This is a genomic window from Pseudomonas sp. FP597, assembly GCF_030687435.1.
Taxonomy (GTDB): Bacteria; Pseudomonadota; Gammaproteobacteria; order Pseudomonadales; family Pseudomonadaceae; genus Aquipseudomonas; species Aquipseudomonas lactucae.
In genome coordinates this window covers 382,867-398,819 of sequence record NZ_CP117432.1, presented here as the reverse complement: position 1 = coordinate 398,819, position 15,953 = coordinate 382,867, and the positions used below count along the sequence as shown (strand labels likewise).

General features: G+C 61.1%; 14 protein-coding genes and 1 tRNA gene. 10 read left to right on the top strand and 5 right to left on the bottom strand.

Annotation, left to right across the window (positions count from 1 at the left end; all coding sequences use genetic code 11):
- Positions 1–29 precede the first annotated feature (29 nt).
- A complete protein-coding gene (locus tag PSH66_RS01745) occupies positions 30–1,691 on the bottom strand; it encodes an OFA family MFS transporter (RefSeq protein WP_003171102.1) in 1,662 nt (553 codons plus the stop codon).
- Between the two features lie 323 nt (positions 1,692–2,014).
- On the opposite strand from PSH66_RS01745, the gene PSH66_RS01740 reads away from it, so the two are divergent.
- From PSH66_RS01740 to PSH66_RS01725, 4 genes are all read left to right on the top strand, one after another.
- Positions 2,015–4,231: an AsmA family protein gene (locus PSH66_RS01740; protein WP_141063109.1), complete on the top strand. Its 2,217-nt coding sequence runs from the start codon at positions 2,015–2,017 to the stop codon at positions 4,229–4,231.
- Positions 4,228–5,295 (top strand): A/G-specific adenine glycosylase, encoded by a 1,068-nt coding sequence (gene mutY, locus PSH66_RS01735; RefSeq protein ID WP_305428269.1) that lies wholly within the window; start codon positions 4,228–4,230, stop codon positions 5,293–5,295. The genes PSH66_RS01740 and mutY overlap by 4 nt, the downstream gene beginning before the upstream one ends.
- Complete coding sequence (locus tag PSH66_RS01730; RefSeq protein ID WP_305428268.1) at positions 5,292–5,564, top strand: oxidative damage protection protein; 273 nt, start codon at positions 5,292–5,294, stop codon at positions 5,562–5,564. The genes mutY and PSH66_RS01730 overlap by 4 nt, the downstream gene beginning before the upstream one ends.
- Positions 5,565–5,667: 103 nt before the next feature.
- Positions 5,668–5,743: transfer RNA gene (locus tag PSH66_RS01725), tRNA-Phe, on the top strand.
- A gap of 207 nt (positions 5,744–5,950) precedes the next feature.
- On the opposite strand, the gene PSH66_RS01720 is transcribed toward PSH66_RS01725, so the two are convergent.
- From PSH66_RS01720 to PSH66_RS01710, 3 genes are all read right to left on the bottom strand, one after another.
- Positions 5,951–7,558 (bottom strand): glycosyltransferase family 39 protein, encoded by a 1,608-nt coding sequence (locus PSH66_RS01720; protein ID WP_305428267.1) that lies wholly within the window; start codon positions 7,556–7,558, stop codon positions 5,951–5,953.
- A gap of 87 nt (positions 7,559–7,645) precedes the next feature.
- On the bottom strand, positions 7,646–8,611 hold the full coding sequence (locus PSH66_RS01715; RefSeq protein ID WP_305428266.1) for an arsenic resistance protein: 966 nt from the start codon (positions 8,609–8,611) through the stop codon (positions 7,646–7,648).
- 98 nt (positions 8,612–8,709) lie between these two features.
- Positions 8,710–8,925 carry a hypothetical protein gene (locus PSH66_RS01710; protein WP_042945548.1) on the bottom strand — a complete coding sequence of 72 codons (216 nt, stop codon included), beginning with the start codon at positions 8,923–8,925 and terminating at the stop codon, positions 8,710–8,712.
- Positions 8,926–9,232: 307 nt separating this feature from the next.
- Here PSH66_RS01710 and PSH66_RS01705 point away from each other — a divergent pair, with 307 nt between their 5' ends.
- Complete coding sequence (locus tag PSH66_RS01705; protein ID WP_141063114.1) at positions 9,233–9,646, top strand: hypothetical protein; 414 nt, start codon at positions 9,233–9,235, stop codon at positions 9,644–9,646.
- A 70-nt stretch (positions 9,647–9,716) separates the two neighbouring features.
- Here the strand turns inward: PSH66_RS01705 and gabP are convergent, their stop codons facing one another.
- The gene (gene gabP, locus PSH66_RS01700) at positions 9,717–11,108 is read right to left on the bottom strand and encodes a GABA permease (protein WP_305428265.1); all 1,392 of its coding nucleotides are present in this window, start codon (positions 11,106–11,108) and stop codon (positions 9,717–9,719) included.
- 553 nt (positions 11,109–11,661) lie between these two features.
- Between gabP and PSH66_RS01695 the strand changes: the two genes are divergently transcribed.
- From PSH66_RS01695 to PSH66_RS01675, 5 genes are all read left to right on the top strand, one after another.
- Entirely contained in the window at positions 11,662–12,435 is a 774-nt protein-coding gene (locus tag PSH66_RS01695) for an ABC transporter ATP-binding protein (RefSeq protein ID WP_003171092.1), read from the top strand.
- Between the two features lie 13 nt (positions 12,436–12,448).
- Positions 12,449–13,201: an ABC transporter substrate-binding protein gene (locus PSH66_RS01690; RefSeq protein ID WP_003171091.1), complete on the top strand. Its 753-nt coding sequence runs from the start codon at positions 12,449–12,451 to the stop codon at positions 13,199–13,201.
- A 74-nt stretch (positions 13,202–13,275) separates the two neighbouring features.
- Positions 13,276–13,968, top strand: a complete 693-nt coding sequence (locus PSH66_RS01685) for an ABC transporter permease (RefSeq protein ID WP_042944049.1) — start codon at positions 13,276–13,278, stop codon at positions 13,966–13,968.
- A complete protein-coding gene (locus PSH66_RS01680) occupies positions 13,968–14,657 on the top strand; it encodes an ABC transporter permease (RefSeq protein WP_078731146.1) in 690 nt (229 codons plus the stop codon). Before PSH66_RS01685 ends, PSH66_RS01680 begins: the two co-directional genes overlap by 1 nt.
- Positions 14,638–15,825, top strand: a complete 1,188-nt coding sequence (locus PSH66_RS01675; RefSeq protein ID WP_305428264.1) for a methyltransferase — start codon at positions 14,638–14,640, stop codon at positions 15,823–15,825. The genes PSH66_RS01680 and PSH66_RS01675 overlap by 20 nt, the downstream gene beginning before the upstream one ends.
- Positions 15,826–15,953 lie beyond the last annotated feature (128 nt).

Genomic DNA, 15,953 nt, shown 5'->3' with positions numbered 1-15,953 from the left:
AGGGGGGCAAGCCCCTCCCACTCTTGATGTCAGTGGAACAGTACCGCGGTCTTCTGCAGGGTCACCCACACACCCCACGCCAACGGAATACCCACCACCAGCCAGGCGGCAATCGCCAAAGGCTTGCTGCCGGCAGAGGCTTTCCACTCCAGCACGGTAGTGGCGTCAGCCCCTTTGTCATGGCCCAGCGCTTGCTCGGCGGCCAGTTCCGCATCGGTCATGAAGTACTTGTCGGCCACCGGGCGCACCAGCAGGTTGCAGATGAAACCCAGCACCAGCAGGCCGGCGAGGATGTACAAGGTGATGTCATAGGCCGCGGCGCGTTCGACGCCGATGCTCAATTGATATTCACGCAGGTAGTTCACCAGCACCGGGCCCAGCACACCCGCCGCGGCCCATGCCGTCAGCAGGCGGCCGTGGATCGCGCCCACCATCTGGGTACCGAACAGGTCGGCCAGGTAGGCCGGGACGGTCGCAAAACCACCGCCGTACATCGACAGGATGATGCAGAACGCCGCCACGAACAGCGCTACGTTGCCCAGGTGACCGAGGTTCGGGATCAGCGCGTACAGGGCAAAGCCCAGGGCGAAGAACACAAAGTAGGTGTTTTTACGCCCCAGGTAGTCGGAGAACGACGCCCAGAAGAACCGGCCACCGATGTTGAACAGGCTCAACAGACCGGTGAACCCCGCCGCGATGGCAGCAATGGATGCAAGCTGCCCGGCGTCCAGTTGGCCGAACGGCACATCCACACCCAGCAGCTTGCCGCCGAACACTTCCTGCAGCAGCGGCGAAGCCATGCCGAGGATACCGATACCGGCCGACACGTTCAGACACAACACCAGCCAAACCAGGCGGAACTGCGGGGTTTTCCAGGCCACGTTCACGTGCACGTGACGGTGAGTGATCATCGCGTTGCTGGCTTTTTTCGCCGGCGCGCTCCAGCCCTCAGGCTTCCAGCCGGTCGGTGGCACGCGGTAGGACAGCGCGCCGCCGATCATGAACACGAAGTAGATCGCCGCCATCACCAGGAAGCTCTGCCATACGCCCACGCTGGTCGGCGAAGCGAAGTGCCCCATCAGCGCCGCAGCCAGGGGCGCGCCTACCATTGCGCCGCCGCCGAAGCCCATGATCGCCATGCCGGTGGCCATGCCGCGCTTGTCCGGAAACCACTTGATCAGGGTCGACACCGGCGAGATATAGCCCAGGCCCAGACCGATACCGCCGATCACGCCGGAGCCGATCCACATCAGCCAGATCTGGTGGGTATAGATCCCCAACGCCGAGATCAGCAGGCCGCCGCACCAGCAAAGCGCCGACACAACACCGGCCTTGCGTGGTCCGGCATGTTCCAGCCAGCCGCCCCAGATCGCTGCCGAGCAGCCCAGGAAGATGAAGAACAGGGTGTAGATCCAGCCCAGCATGGAGATGGGCCAGTCGCATTGGGACGAAAAAACCTGCGCGATAAAACCCATGTCCGGCGCGCAGGCCACGGGCGCGGTGATACCCAGTGCCTTGGACAGCGGCAACCAGAACACCGAGAAACCGTAGGCCATGCCGATGCACAGATGGATGGCCAGGGCGGCCGGTGGAACCAGCCAGCGGTTGAACCCTGGCTTGGCGATAATGCGCTCCTTGGACAGGAACGCAGGCTGCTCGGCGGTGTGACCCGTCGCAGTGCTGGTGCTCATTGATGTTTCCCCCAGTTATTAGTCGTTGTTCGTCAGGCGCTCTCTCCCTCGGCCTTGCACGCAAAGCGTGGCCGTTTTTTTGAGTGAAACTCCATTTTGGCGCGACGATAGGTCGCAGAAGGCGGACGAACGCGCAGAGATTAGCATTTGAGAACGCCAAAAAAACCAAAACGCCATCACCTTTCCGGTTTTTTTGTTTTTATTGACGTCAAATTCCCGTTCCGCCTGGCGTGGATACAATGTAACGATCGGTGAACTGACGAAGGCCGTCGGGCGTTATACTCTGCGGCTAATTTTTGAAATCGACATACAAGGACTCGCCCATGAAAGCGTTCGGCAAAATCCTGGGTCTGGTACTTCTCGGGCTGTTGCTGATCATCGTGGCTCTCGGCTTTGCCCTGACCCACCTGTTCGATCCCAACGACTACAAAGAAGAGATTCGCCAGATTGCCCGCGACAAGGCCCACATCGAGCTGACGCTCAATGGCGACATCGGCTGGAGCCTGTTCCCCTGGCTCGGCCTCGAGCTGCATGAAGCCAGCGTGGCCACCCTGACCGCCCCGACCCAACCTTTCGCAGACCTGCAAATGCTCGGCCTTTCAGTGCGCGTACTGCCACTGCTACGCCGCGAAGTGCAGATGAGCGACGTGCGCGTCGAAGGCCTGAACCTGCGCCTCACCCGCGACAAGCAGGGTCATGGCAACTGGGAAGACATCGGCAAGAACGTACCCGACGCCACGGCGGGTGCCCCCGCGCCAGCTCCTGCGGAACCGGTTGCTGAAACCAAGCCGGAAAAGCCCGCCCAGCCGATCCGCCTGGATATCGACAGCCTGACGATCAACAACGCCCGCATCGAATACAACGACGAGCAGACCGGCAAGCAGTTCAGCGCCGAAAGCATCCAGCTGAGCGCAGGCGCCGTGCATGAAGGCGCAAGCATCCCGGTGAAACTCACCGCCTTCTTCGGCAGCAACCAGCCGGTCATGCGCGTCAAGACCGAGCTCAACGGCAACCTGCGCATCCAGCGTGCCCTCAAGCGTTACCAGTTCGAAGACATGCGCATCAGTGGTGAAGCCACCGGCGAGCCGCTGCAAGGCAAGACCGTCACCTTCTCCACCCAGGGCCAGTTGCTGGTGGACCAGGCGGCCAATATCGCCGAATGGACCAACATGAAGCTCTCGGCCAACCAACTGCGCGCATTGGGTGAACTGAAGGTCAACGACCTGGACAAGACCCCGCAGCTCAGCGGCGCCCTGTCCATTGCCCAGTTCGACCTGGCCAAGTTCCTCGACAGCATCGGCAGCCCATTGCCGCCGATGGCCGAGGGCAGCCTGAGCAAGGTCGAACTGGTCAGCCGCCTCAAGGGCACGCCGACCAGCGTGGCCCTGGAGGACCTGAACCTGAAACTCGACGGCAGCACCTTCACCGGCCGCGTGGCCGTGGACGACTTTGCCAAGCAGTCATTGCGCGTGCAGCTCAAGGGCGACACGTTCAACGCCGACAACTATCTGCCGGCGCAATCCGAATCCGCCAAGGGCGCAACCGCTGCGCGCCAGGCCGAAGTGCAGAACAGCGAAGCCGGCGCCATGGCGGCCGGCGGCACCACACCGCTGCCGGATGCACCGACCAAAAGCGCCTGGAGCACCGACAAACTGCTACCGCTGGCGCACCTGCGCAAGCTGGACGTAGACGCCGATCTGGCCTTCGGCCAACTGACGCTGAGCAAACTGCCGATCCAGAATGCGGTGCTCAAAGCATCCGGCATCAATGGCCAGCTCAAGCTCGACACGCTCAGCGGCGGGCTCTACGACGGTACGTTCCAGGCCAACGGCACGCTCGATGTGCGCCAGGACGTACCGGTACTGGCGCTGCAAAGCCGCATCAGGCAAGTACCGATCGAGCGCATCCTGCAAGCCCAGGGGCAAACGCCGCCGGTCAAAGGCCAGGTCACGCTCGACAGCAACCTGACCGGCCGTGGCAATAGTCAAAAGGCACTGATCGACAGCCTCAACGGCACCGCCAGTTTTGCGATCAACAACGGCGTGTTGCTCAACGCCAACCTTGAGCAGCAACTGTGCACTGGCATCGCCATGCTCAACCGCAAGACCTTGAGCGGCGAACAGCGCGGCAAAGACACGCCATTCCAGGAGTTGAAGGGCAACCTGACGTTGCGCAACGGCGTGGCCAACAACCCCGACCTGAAAGTGCGCATCCCAGGGCTGGCGGTCAATGGCAACGGTGACGTCGACCTGCGCGTGCTGGGCATGGACTACCGCGTCGGCATCATCGTCGAAGGCGACCAGCGCGAAGTGCCGGACCCGGCCTGTGAAGTGGGCGCCAACTTCCGCGACATCGAAGTACCGCTGCGCTGCCGCGGCCCGTTGGAGCTGGGCGCCAAGGCCTGCCGCCTGGATAAGGACGGCTTGAGCCAGGTGGCGCTCAAGGCCGCCGGCAACAAGCTCAGCGACAAGCTGGAAGAGAAGCTCGACAAGGTCAACCCACAGCTCAAAGATGCTTTGAAAGGCCTGTTCAAACGATGAGAAACGAGCAGTTTTCAACGGCGGTGCTGGACTGGTACGACCGCCATGGCCGCCACGACCTGCCTTGGCAACAGGGCATCACGCCTTATCGGGTGTGGGTGTCGGAGATCATGTTGCAACAGACCCAGGTCAGCACCGTGCTCAATTACTTCGACCGCTTCATGGCCTCGCTGCCAACGGTCGAAGCCCTGGCCGCCGCACCGGAAGACGAAGTGCTGCACCTATGGACCGGCCTGGGCTACTACACCCGGGCGCGCAACCTGCAAAAGACCGCAAAAATCATCGTGGCCGAATACGGCGGCGAGTTTCCCCGTGATGTGGAAAAGCTCACCGAATTACCCGGCATCGGCCTGTCCACCGCCGGCGCGATCGCCAGCCTGAGCATGGGCCTGCGCGCGCCGATCCTCGACGGCAACGTCAAGCGCGTACTGGCGCGCTTTACCGCGCAAGAAGGCTACCCAGGCGAGCCCAAGGTGGCCAAACAGCTGTGGGCCACCGCAGAACGCTTCACGCCCCATGATCGGGTCAACGCCTACACCCAGGCGATGATGGACATGGGCGCCACGCTCTGCACCCGCAGCAAACCCAGCTGCCTGCTGTGCCCGCTGGAAAAAGGCTGTGAAGCCCACATGCTCGGCCTGGAGACGCGCTACCCGATCCCCAAGCCGCGCAAGACCATCCCGCAGAAACGCACGCTGATGCCGATGCTGGCCAATGCCGACGGCGAGATCCTGCTTTATCGGCGCCCGTCCACGGGGCTGTGGGGCGGTTTGTGGAGCCTGCCCGAACTGGACGACCTGGCAGACCTCGATCACCTCGCCGACCAGCACGCGCTCGAACTGGGCAAGCACCAGGAGCTGCCGGGGCTGATCCATACCTTCAGCCACTTCCAACTGGCCATCGAACCCTGGCTGGTGCGGGTCGAGGAAACCGCCCTTCACGTGGCCGAGGCCGACTGGCTCTGGTATAACCTCGCCACCCCGCCGCGCCTGGGCCTTGCCGCCCCGGTCAAGAAACTGCTGAAGCGCGCGGCCGACGTATTGAATGCAGGAGAGTCGTCATGACCCGCACCGTAATGTGCCGCAAGTACAAAGAAGAACTGCCAGCTCTGGAGCGCCCTCCGTATCCGGGCGCCAAGGGCCAGGACATTTACGAGCACGTCTCCGCCAAAGCCTGGGCCGACTGGCAAAAACACCAGACCCTGCTGATCAACGAAAAACGCCTGAACATGATGAACGCCGAAGACCGCAAATACCTGCAGGGCGAGATGGACAAGTTCTTTTCCGGCAAGGAATACGCCCAAGCCGAAGGTTACGTGCCACCTGCTCAATAATTGATCAAAAACCGGGGTCGGCACGTAAGCGACGGTAATAATTAAATATTTTTTGAAAACTTGCTTGACGACCCCCTGAAAAACCCGTTTAATGCGCCCCGTTGCCCAGATAGCTCAGTCGGTAGAGCAGGGGATTGAAAATCCCCGTGTCGGCGGTTCGATTCCGTCTCTGGGCACCACCTTTCGTTTTCAGGTGATGCCAAGCCCACCTGAAAGCACACAAGAAACCCGCCTAGTGCGGGTTTTTTGTTGTCCGGGATTTGACTTATCCAAGCGGCGATTTTGAGATAATGAATTCACTTCCCATCCTCTCGTGCCTTATGCCGCAAGGGCTGCGGCATCGGCTTTTTGAGATAACGCTCCGCGCAGTTAGAGATACTCATCGCTTACTCAAGCAAAAACACCATCAGCGGATTGTCGTTCAACCGCCCTTCAAAACTTGGCACCAGATGCTCAACGGGCGTGCCCTTCAACAGCGCGGTCTCCTTGCGCGCCACAATCACCCAGGCCGGCCGCGGCACAGCGTCCAATCGCTCAAGCTGGTTGCCGCCGACAAACAGCGGCTGCTCATCATGGTCCAGGTTCATCATGTAGCGCACCGCCCAGGTATCGCGACCGAGGTTGATAAACACCAGGGGCCCCGGCTGTGCCTGGCGCAACGTCTCCACCTGGCTGACAAAGGTGCGGGTGTCGAACTGTAGATCCTTGGCCGGCTCGACCACGCTCACCAGCAGCAGCCATTGCGCCACCAATGCGATCAAGCTGAGCCACACCAGCCGCCCCGCCCGGCGCCAGGCAATCAACGCCAACACTTGCAACACCACCAGTACGCCAATCAACAACGGCAGCGAAACGTCCGGCCAGTAACCGTGCTTTTGCCACCCGTGCCGACACACAAACACCACAACCACGCACAACGCCGGCAGCGCCGCGACAAGGCCCTCGTAGCAGCGACGCACGCCCACGAGCCAGCCTTGCGCTTGCAGCAGCCCATAGGCGGCGACAGCGGCAAACAGCGGCACCATCGGCAGGATGTAATAAGCGCGCTTGAAGTGTGGCACCGACAGACCGAGCAAGATCATCAAGCCGCAGGCGCCAAGCCTGACCACCCGTTGCACATCGTCATCGCTGTGTCGCACGGACCAGCGATGGCGCAAGGCAACCAGCGTGGCCAGTGCCAGGGGCACCACGGGGAAATAGCGATACAGACTCAACTGAAAGTAAAAGTAGAAGGGCTCGCCGCTTTCATCCAGGCGCCCGCCGACCTGCATCTTGAACACCTCATCGGCAAACGCCTCGCCGCCGCTGATGCGCGCCAGCTTCACCAACAACCACCAACACGCCGCCAGCAACACCAGGCCGACGACACCGTGGATCAGCACCTGCCTGACTCGCTCCCCCGGCTTGCCCAGCGCCCAATACACGCACACCACGCCGCAGACCTCGATCAACCCCAACGGCCCGCGTATCGCAAAGCCGAGGATGAACAGCGGGAACACCGCCAACCGCCGGAGCCGCGAACCCAGGCGCTCACCACTGTGCAGCAGGTAGAAACTGCCGACACACAGCAACGCCACCATCTGGTCCAGGCATACCGAACGCGACTTTTCCAGCAGTTGAGTGGTGAGCAGGGTCAGCAACACAGTGAGCAGCGCCCACTGCCGACTTGACGGGACCAGCAGGCGATACATCAATGCGACGACCCCGGCGGACGCCAGGGCGGTGGGCAGCACGTTCGCCAGATGGTTGGGCGCGCCGAACAAGCGGGCACATATAAAACTGAGGAAGGTCGCGGTGCCAGGGTAGTCCGCGTAAGGCTGCCCATAGGTGGTGGGGAAAAGACTCGCGCCATGGCGAAACATTTCCTGCATGAACAGCGCCCAGCGCCCGTCAAATCCCTGGGGCTGCTGATCCCAGATGCCCAAGGTAAACAGCAACAAGGCAAACAGGAAAATGCCCAGGGATTCGAGGCGAAAACGGTTGTGGTGACCCATCGATTGACCTGCCAGGTGGAGAACGCCGACGTATGTTGCCGACCACGTCCCTGAACAGCGCCTGAACAGGCTTGAACATTTACCGGTTCAGCGTTTTAAGGGCCACACCACTACCGGGATCAGGCGGATGTAGATCAATTCGGCCACCAGCTCGACCAGGGTTTGCAGGATCACCGCCGTCGCCGCCAGCCCGCGCACGTCTTCGGGCAGCGCCAGCGCCAAGGGCAACACCACCAGCGAGTTGCGTGTCGATGCACTGAACGTCACCGCACGCGCCGTGGGCGCCGGCAACGCCAACAGTCGCGCAGCCAGCATTCCCACCAATGGCGCCAGCAGCACAAAGGCCACATAAATCGGGATCACCGGCATCAGTAAGCCGATATCACGCACCACCGAGGTGATTTGCGAGCCGATCACCACGAACAGCACCAGCGCCATCGCGGGCACGGGCAACCAGGCCCACGCGTCATTCCAGGCATTGATAACCGTCGAGCGTCGTGCCAGAGCAGTGGTCAGCACCGCGAGCACCATCGGCAGCAAAATCAGCGCCACGAATGCCTCGATAAACGGTCCCGCCTGCACCACTACCTGCGACTGCGTCCCCAGCATCAAACCCAGGTACACCGGCAACAACGCCAACTGCAGCAACAACAGCAACGGCGTGGCCGCCAGCATTAATCGCGAGTCGCCCTTACCGATGTGAGTGAACACCACCACGTAGTCGATGCACGGCGTCAGCAACACCAGCAACGCCCCCACCAGCAACGCCGGGCGAGCCACCAGGCCACGGGTCAATACCCACACCAGCACCGGCACCAGAATGAAATTGGCGAGCAACAACGCCGACAGGAAGCGCTTGTTGCTCAAGCCTGTACGCAGGTCCAGAAAGGGAATTTGCAGGAACATCGCGTACATCAGTATCGCAATGGCGGGCGTGATCCATACGCTGAGAGTGTGAGCCGATAGAGGCGCGAGCAGGCCAACGACGGCAGCCAGGAGGACGGTGACGAAGTAGAGGGGGATCTGGTGGTGTTCGAGGGTGTCGCGGGTCATGGAGTGGGCTCTGGCGTATCGCAAAAGTGCGAGGCTATGTGCCTACTGACTTAAGGTCGAGCGAAATAGTCGACAAAGCCAGAAGGATCTCCCGGAGTTCAGCCCGCGCCTCGGGCCGCCAAACAACTTGCATCACGCTCTTTACGCTTGGATTCGATCAGCGCGCGCATCTCAGCCATAACCTGATCATGCGGAATACTCGGACGAGGATCATCAATTGACGCCTGCACCTTGGCCCTAAACCAACGGTCGTAGCTTGCGGCCTGCTCTTCTGTTTCAAATTCCGAAACGATAGGAGAAAGTGGGATGCTCATAGAGACCTCCGTAATGGATGCCTGCAAGTCTAATCTGTCCATGGTTTGCTGTCGTTTCTCTCAGATGTAAGGTTTTGCCAAAGCCGTGCGCCGGAACGATCCACGGCCCGCCAACGAGTGGCGCGAGCGTCGAAGGTTAATGACCCTGCCAAAGCCCGGACAAGTGCTGGCAAACCGCTTAACTGGTACTAAAAATAAAACCAAAACACAGGGCTGCGTGTGACGAAACACACCCGCAACCCTTGGGATTTGCCCCAACCTGCGCTTCAATACCCCACCCAGATCCTTCACCCCAGGACGCAAGCCCATGGCCTCGCCGAACAAGCAGCAAAAACGTGCCCAACGGGCCAAGACCAAGGCCAAGCAGAACCGCACCCAACGCGCCGTTGCGCCCAAACCGGATGCCTTCGCGGGCGATGACAGCCGCATTGACCTTGAGTCGGTGGATTTGACCGAGCTGTTCGTGGAGATGCGCGCCGCGGGCGAGATCAGCCAACAGGCGTTGTGCGCGGCATTCCTGGCCCACCCGCTGCTGGCGCTGGTGCTGGAACAGGAAGGCGAAGAAGAAGCCACCGACTTTATCCTGGCGGCGCTGATCGAGTATCGGCAATGGGCCACGGACAGTGATGATGAAGCGGCGGCGCTGGCGTGGATTGAATCGCCAGCGTTCCAGGCGGACTACGTGGCGGCGTCCCAGGCACTGACCAACTCGCCAGACTGATGCAAAACAAATTGTGGGAGGGGCAAGTCGAATCGTCGCACCGCCCCTCCCACATTTTTACCGCATTTCGTCAGTTGAGTACCGCAGCCCCCGCTCGCTGCGCCTTGCGGCGACTCGACACAAACAGCCCCGCCATCACCACCAGCAAGCTCAAGATCCCCGTCGCAATGATCTCGACCCGGTGCGCTTCCTGGAACAGCATGAAGGTCAACGTCCCCACGATGAACACCATCACCGCGTAGGTCAGGCCGGGGAACAGCCACATCTTGAAGACGATCTTCTCGCCCGCCGCCGTACGCTTCTGGCGCATGCGCAGTTGCGATACGGCGATCACCAGGTACACCAGCAACGCAATGGCGCCGGAGCTGGCCAGCAGGAATTCGAACACCGCCGCCGGTGCCACGTAGTTGGCAAACACGGCCAGGAACGCCGCGCCGGTGGACAGCATCACCGCCCAATACGGCGTGCCGCTTTTATTGGTGCGCTTGGCCACAGCGGGTGCATCACCACGACGGCTAAGGGAGAACAGCATGCGCGACGCGGTGTACAGCGCCGAGTTCAGGCAGCTGGTCACAGCAACCAACACCACCAGGTCGACGATCAGCTTGGCGTTCGGGATGCCCATGCGTTCCAGCACGGTCTGGTAGGAACCTACCGCCGCCAGGGTCGGATCGTTCCACGGCACCAGGGACACGACGATGAAGATCGACAGCAGGTAGAACAAGCCAATCCGCCAGATCACCGAGTTGGTGGCCTTGGTGATTTGCTGACCCGGGTTCTTCGATTCGGCCGCGGCGATGGTGACGATCTCGGTACCCATGAACGAGAACATGGTGGTCAGGATCGCCGCCAATACCGCACCCATGCCATTGGGCATAAAGCCCTGGGTGTCAAACAGGTGCGACACGCCACTGACCTGGCTGGTGGGCAAAAAGCCGAAAATCGCCGCCAGGCCGAGGATCACAAAGCCCACGATCGCAACGACTTTAATCAGCGCAAACCAGAACTCGAACTCACCGTAGTTCTTCACGCTGAACAGGTTGGTCGCCGTCAACAGCAGGGTGATGACCAGCGTGAACGCCCAGATCGCCACATCCGGGAACCAGGCATGCAGGATGGTCGCGGCGGCGTTGGCCTCCAAGGGAATCACCAGCACCCAGAACCACCAGTACAGCCAGCCAATGGTAAAACCGGCCCAGTGACCGATCGCACGGTCGGCGTAAGTGGAGAACGAACCGGTGTCCGGCGACGCCACGGCCATTTCGGCCAACATGCGCATGACCAAGACCACCAGCGTCCCCGCAGCGGCATAAGCCAGCAGCACGGCAGGGCCGGCGGCGGCAATCGCGTGGCCGGAGCCGACAAACAAGCCGGCACCGATAACGCCGGCAATCGAGAGCATGGTGACATGACGCGGTTTGAGCCCCTGTTCGAGGTCATTGGAGCTTTGCGTACTACTCATTGACACACCTTTGCGAGGAATTGCGAAAACGGTCCACCCTGCGTGGAACCCTCATCGTGAAAAGAAACCAACAGGGCGTTCTTTATTTTTTACGCAAGTTTTGCGCCAAAATGTTACAAACTCCCAATTGACGAGGCTTGTAGGACATTTCAGCAGTCATCGCAAGTCATTGAGAACAATGGCATTCTGCTATTTCGTTACCGGGCGACCCACATTCAACACGCACAAGCGCACCATAAACACACACAAAGCGTGCGCGACGCCCCACAAAAGGGCCGATAGGTACCGTTTGCCCGTTTAACCCTTCCAACACCCGGCCAAAGCTGGCACCATCGCGCCCTTTTTTACGCGAAGCCTGCGGTTTCTCGGGTTCAAACGGTTGTTCGGTTGTTGATGGCGCGACACCCTGCTGTATCGATGCGACACCCCGCCGCACACCGTCTGTTTACCGTCCGCGGCGCTGTTGGTGTCATCCGGACGCTATGCTAGCTTGGCGCCTCGCCAGGAAGGCGCCCCAACAGCGCAGATCGCAACGAACACAAGAGGTACGCACATGGCCGAGGCCACGCCCGCGCTTGAAATCCGCAACTTGCATAAACGCTATGGTGAGCTGGAGGTACTCAAGGGTATCTCGCTGACCGCTCGCGACGGCGATGTGATCTCGATCCTGGGTTCCTCCGGTTCCGGCAAGTCCACGTTCCTGCGCTGCATCAACCTGCTGGAAAACCCGCACCAGGGCGAGATCCTGGTGGCCGGCGAAGCGCTCAAGCTCAAGGCCGCGAAAAACGGCGAGCTGATGGCCGCCGACGGCAAGCAGATCAACCGCCTGCGCAGCGAAATCGGTTTTGTGTTTCAAAACTTTAACCTGTGGCCGCACATGAGCATCCTCGACAACATCATCGAGGCCCCTCGCCGTGTGCTCGGCCAGAGCAAGGCCGAGGCGATAGAAGTGGCCGAAGCCCTGCTGGCCAAGGTCGGCATCGCCGACAAGCGCCACGCCTATCCCGCTCAACTGTCCGGTGGGCAGCAGCAACGCGCGGCCATCGCGCGCACCCTGGCGATGCAACCCAAGGTCATCCTGTTCGACGAACCGACTTCAGCCCTTGACCCCGAAATGGTCCAGGAAGTACTTAATGTGATCCGCGCGCTGGCCGAAGAAGGCCGCACCATGCTGCTGGTCACTCACGAAATGGGCTTTGCCCGCCAGGTGTCCAGTGAAGTGGTGTTCCTTCACCAAGGCTTGGTCGAGGAGCAAGGATCGCCACAGCAGGTGTTTGAAAACCCGCTTTCGGCGCGCTGCAAACAATTCATGTCCAGCAACCGCTAACGGAGCAACATGCATGCAGAACTATAAAAAATTCCTTCTGGCCGCGGCCGTCTCGATGGCGTTCAGCGCCACGGCCATGGCAGAAACGTTGAAGATGGGGATCGAAGCGGCCTACCCGCCGTTCAATAACAAAGACGCCAGCGGCAACGTCGTGGGCTTCGACAAGGACATCGGCGACGCCCTGTGCGCCAAGATGAAAGTCGAGAAGTGCGAAGTGTATGTGTCGGACTGGGACGGCATTATCCCGGCCCTGAACGCCAAGAAGTTCGACTTTCTGGTGTCCTCGCTGTCGATCACCGAGGAGCGCAAACAGGCCGTTGACTTCACCGACCCGTACTACTCCAACAAGCTCCAGTTCATCGCACCTAAAGCCACAGCGGACTTCAAGACCGACGCTGCTTACCTGAAGGGCAAAGTCATCGGCGCACAACGTGCGACGCTGGCCGGTAGCTACCTGGAAGACAAGCTGCCGGACACTGAAGCCAAGCTGTACGACACCCAGGAAAACGCCTACCTCGACCTGACGTCCGGCCGCCTCGACGGGATCCTCGCCGACAAGTACGTGCAGTACGAATGGCTCAAGAGCAAAGACGGTTCCGCCTACGAGTTCAAGGGCGACCCGGTTGTAGAAAGCGACAAGATCGGTATCGCCGTACGCAAGGGCGACCCGCTGCGCGAGCGCCTGAACAAAGCCCTGGCAGAGATCAAGGCAGACGGCACCTACAAGAAAATCAACGACAAGTACTTCCCGTTCAGCATCGAATGACCTGAGCGACCTGACCGGCGCGCTCCCTTGGGCGCGCCGGTTTTATGCAATGCCTGCCGCGATATGAAAACACCATGAATTTCGATCTCTACGGATTCGGCCCCGCGCTTGCCGCCGGCGCGCTGATGACCGTCAAACTGGCGCTCACGGCCCTGTGCCTGGGGCTGGTATTGGGCCTGGCCGGCGCCTTGGCCAAGACTTCGCCGTACAAGCCGCTGCAATGGCTGGGCGGCACTTATTCGACCATCGTTCGCGGCGTGCCGGAGCTGTTGTGGGTGTTGTTGATTTACTTCGGCACCATCAACGCCATGCGCGGGCTGGGCGAACTGCTCGACATTCCCGACCTCTCGCTCAGCGCCTTCGCCGCTGGCGTGATCGCGCTGGGCCTGTGTTTCGGCGCCTACGCCACAGAAGTACTGCGCGGCGCGATCATCTCCATCCCCAAAGGCCACCGCGAAGCCGGCGTGGCGTTGGGCCTGTCGAAGGTGCGAATCTTTACCCGGTTGATCATGCCGCAGATGTGGCGCATCGCCCTGCCAGGGCTGGGCAATCTGTTCCTGATCCTGATGAAGGACACCGCACTGGTCACGGTGATCGGCCTCGAAGAAATCATGCGCCATGCGCAAATTGCCGTCACCGTGACCAAACAGCCGTTCACCTTCTATATGGTCGCCGCGCTCATTTACCTGGGCCTGACGTCACTGTCGATGGTGGCGATGCACTTCCTGGAAAAACGCGCCGCACGCGGCTTCGTGAGGACGACGTAATGGAATGGGAAGTCATCATCAAGTGGCTGCCGAAGTTTATCCAGGGCGCCATCCTGACCCTGGAACTGGTGGGCATTGCCGTGATTCTTGGCCTGATCCTGGCCATCCCACTGGGTATCGCGCGCTCGTCCAAGCGCTGGTACGTGCGCTCGCTGCCCTACGCCTATATCTTTTTCTTTCGGGGCACGCCGCTGCTGGTGCAGCTGTTCCTGGTCTACTACGGCCTGGCGCAATTCGACAGCATCCGCTCAAGCTTCATGTGGACGTACCTGCGCGACCCGTTCTGGTGTGCCACTGCCACCATGACGCTGCACACCGCGGCCTATATCGCCGAGATCCTGCGGGGCGCCATCCAGGCCATTCCCCCTGGCGAAATCGAAGCAGCCCGTGCGCTGGGCATGTCCAGGCCCAAGACGCTGCTCTACATCATCCTGCCCCGCGCCGCGCGCATCGGGCTGCCGGCGTACAGCAACGAAGTGATCCTGATGCTCAAGGCCAGCTCGCTGGCAAGCACCGTGACCCTGCTGGAACTGACCGGCATGGCCCGCACGATCATTGCGCGCAACTACCTGACCGTGGAAATGTTCTTCACCGCCGGCGTGTTCTACCTGCTGATCTCCTACCTGTTGGTACAGGGCTTCAAACTGTTGGAACGCTGGCTGCGCGTCGATGCCTGCCAGGGACGTTGAAGCGCGCTTTGCCGCGCTCGATGCGTTCCTGATCGAGCATCAAAGGCTGTGGCGACCACGGCCTTTTACTCATCAACGGTTACCTTGGGAAAGCGAGCTGCCTGAGCTCGCCCAATGGCTGCGCCAACGCACCTTGACCGAGGCCGAAACCAGCCACAACCAACCTTACCAACTGCCCGCACCCGCGCCTTTCCCGGCATTGGCCGCCGAGGCCGTGCGTCTCAGTGCTGTGGATAAGTTACCGGCCCAGCCCCTGCAACCCGCCGCGCACCGCCTGAACGTCGACGTACCGGGGCGCAAATGGCAACAGATCGAAGCCTTCGGCGCAGCCCTGCACTTTGCGCAAACGCCGAACCATTGGCTGGACTGGTGCGCCGGCAAGGGCCACCTTGGCCGGCGCCTGCTAGGCACAGGCCAGCAACTGACCTGCCTGGAACACGACCCGGCCCTGATCGCAGCCGGCCAAGCCTTGAGCGACCACCATCGACTGCCCGCTACCCATCGCCTGCAAGATGTGATGGCGCCGCTGACGCTCAGCTCCGAACACACGCCGGTCGCCCTGCACGCCTGCGGTGACCTGCACGCCCGCCTGCTGCAACTGGCCAGCGTCGCCGGTTGCAAACAACTGGCGCTGGCCCCTTGCTGCTACAACCGCATCAGCGCAGACGCCTACCAGCCGCTGTCCGAAGCGGCTCGCGCGTCATCCCTGCAACTGTCGCTTGACGATCTCGGCCTGCCCCTCAGCGAAACCGTCACCGCCGGCAAACGCGTCCGCCTGCAGCGCGACACATCCATGGCCCGTCGCCTGGCTTTCGATCAGTTGCAACGCCGGTTACGTGGCCTCGATGAATACCTGCCCACGCCCTCCCTGCCCGCCAGCTGGCTGGACAAACCCTTCGCCGACTACTGCCAGGCATTGGCACACCTCAAAGGGTTATCCACAGGTGAACAGGACCGGACGACACTGGAGGCAGACGGTTGGCGTCGCCTCGCCGAGGTCAGAAACCTGGAATTGCTGCGTGGTCTGTTTCGGCGCCCGCTGGAGCTGTGGCTGGTGCTGGATCGGGCACTCTTTCTGGCAGAGCGCGGCTACAGGGTTGAGGTGGGCAGTTTCTGCGAGCCCGCCCTGACGCCGCGCAACCTGATGGTGCTTGCCGAGCGCGATTAAGGGGCAAAATTGTCGCACCCCGCCCTGTGGATAACTCTGTTGATGGATTCTTTGCGAGACCTTTAACTACCTACGTTTCACCGCAAAAGCGGCGCTGGTCATTTTTTGTTCACAAAATAAAACGCCCG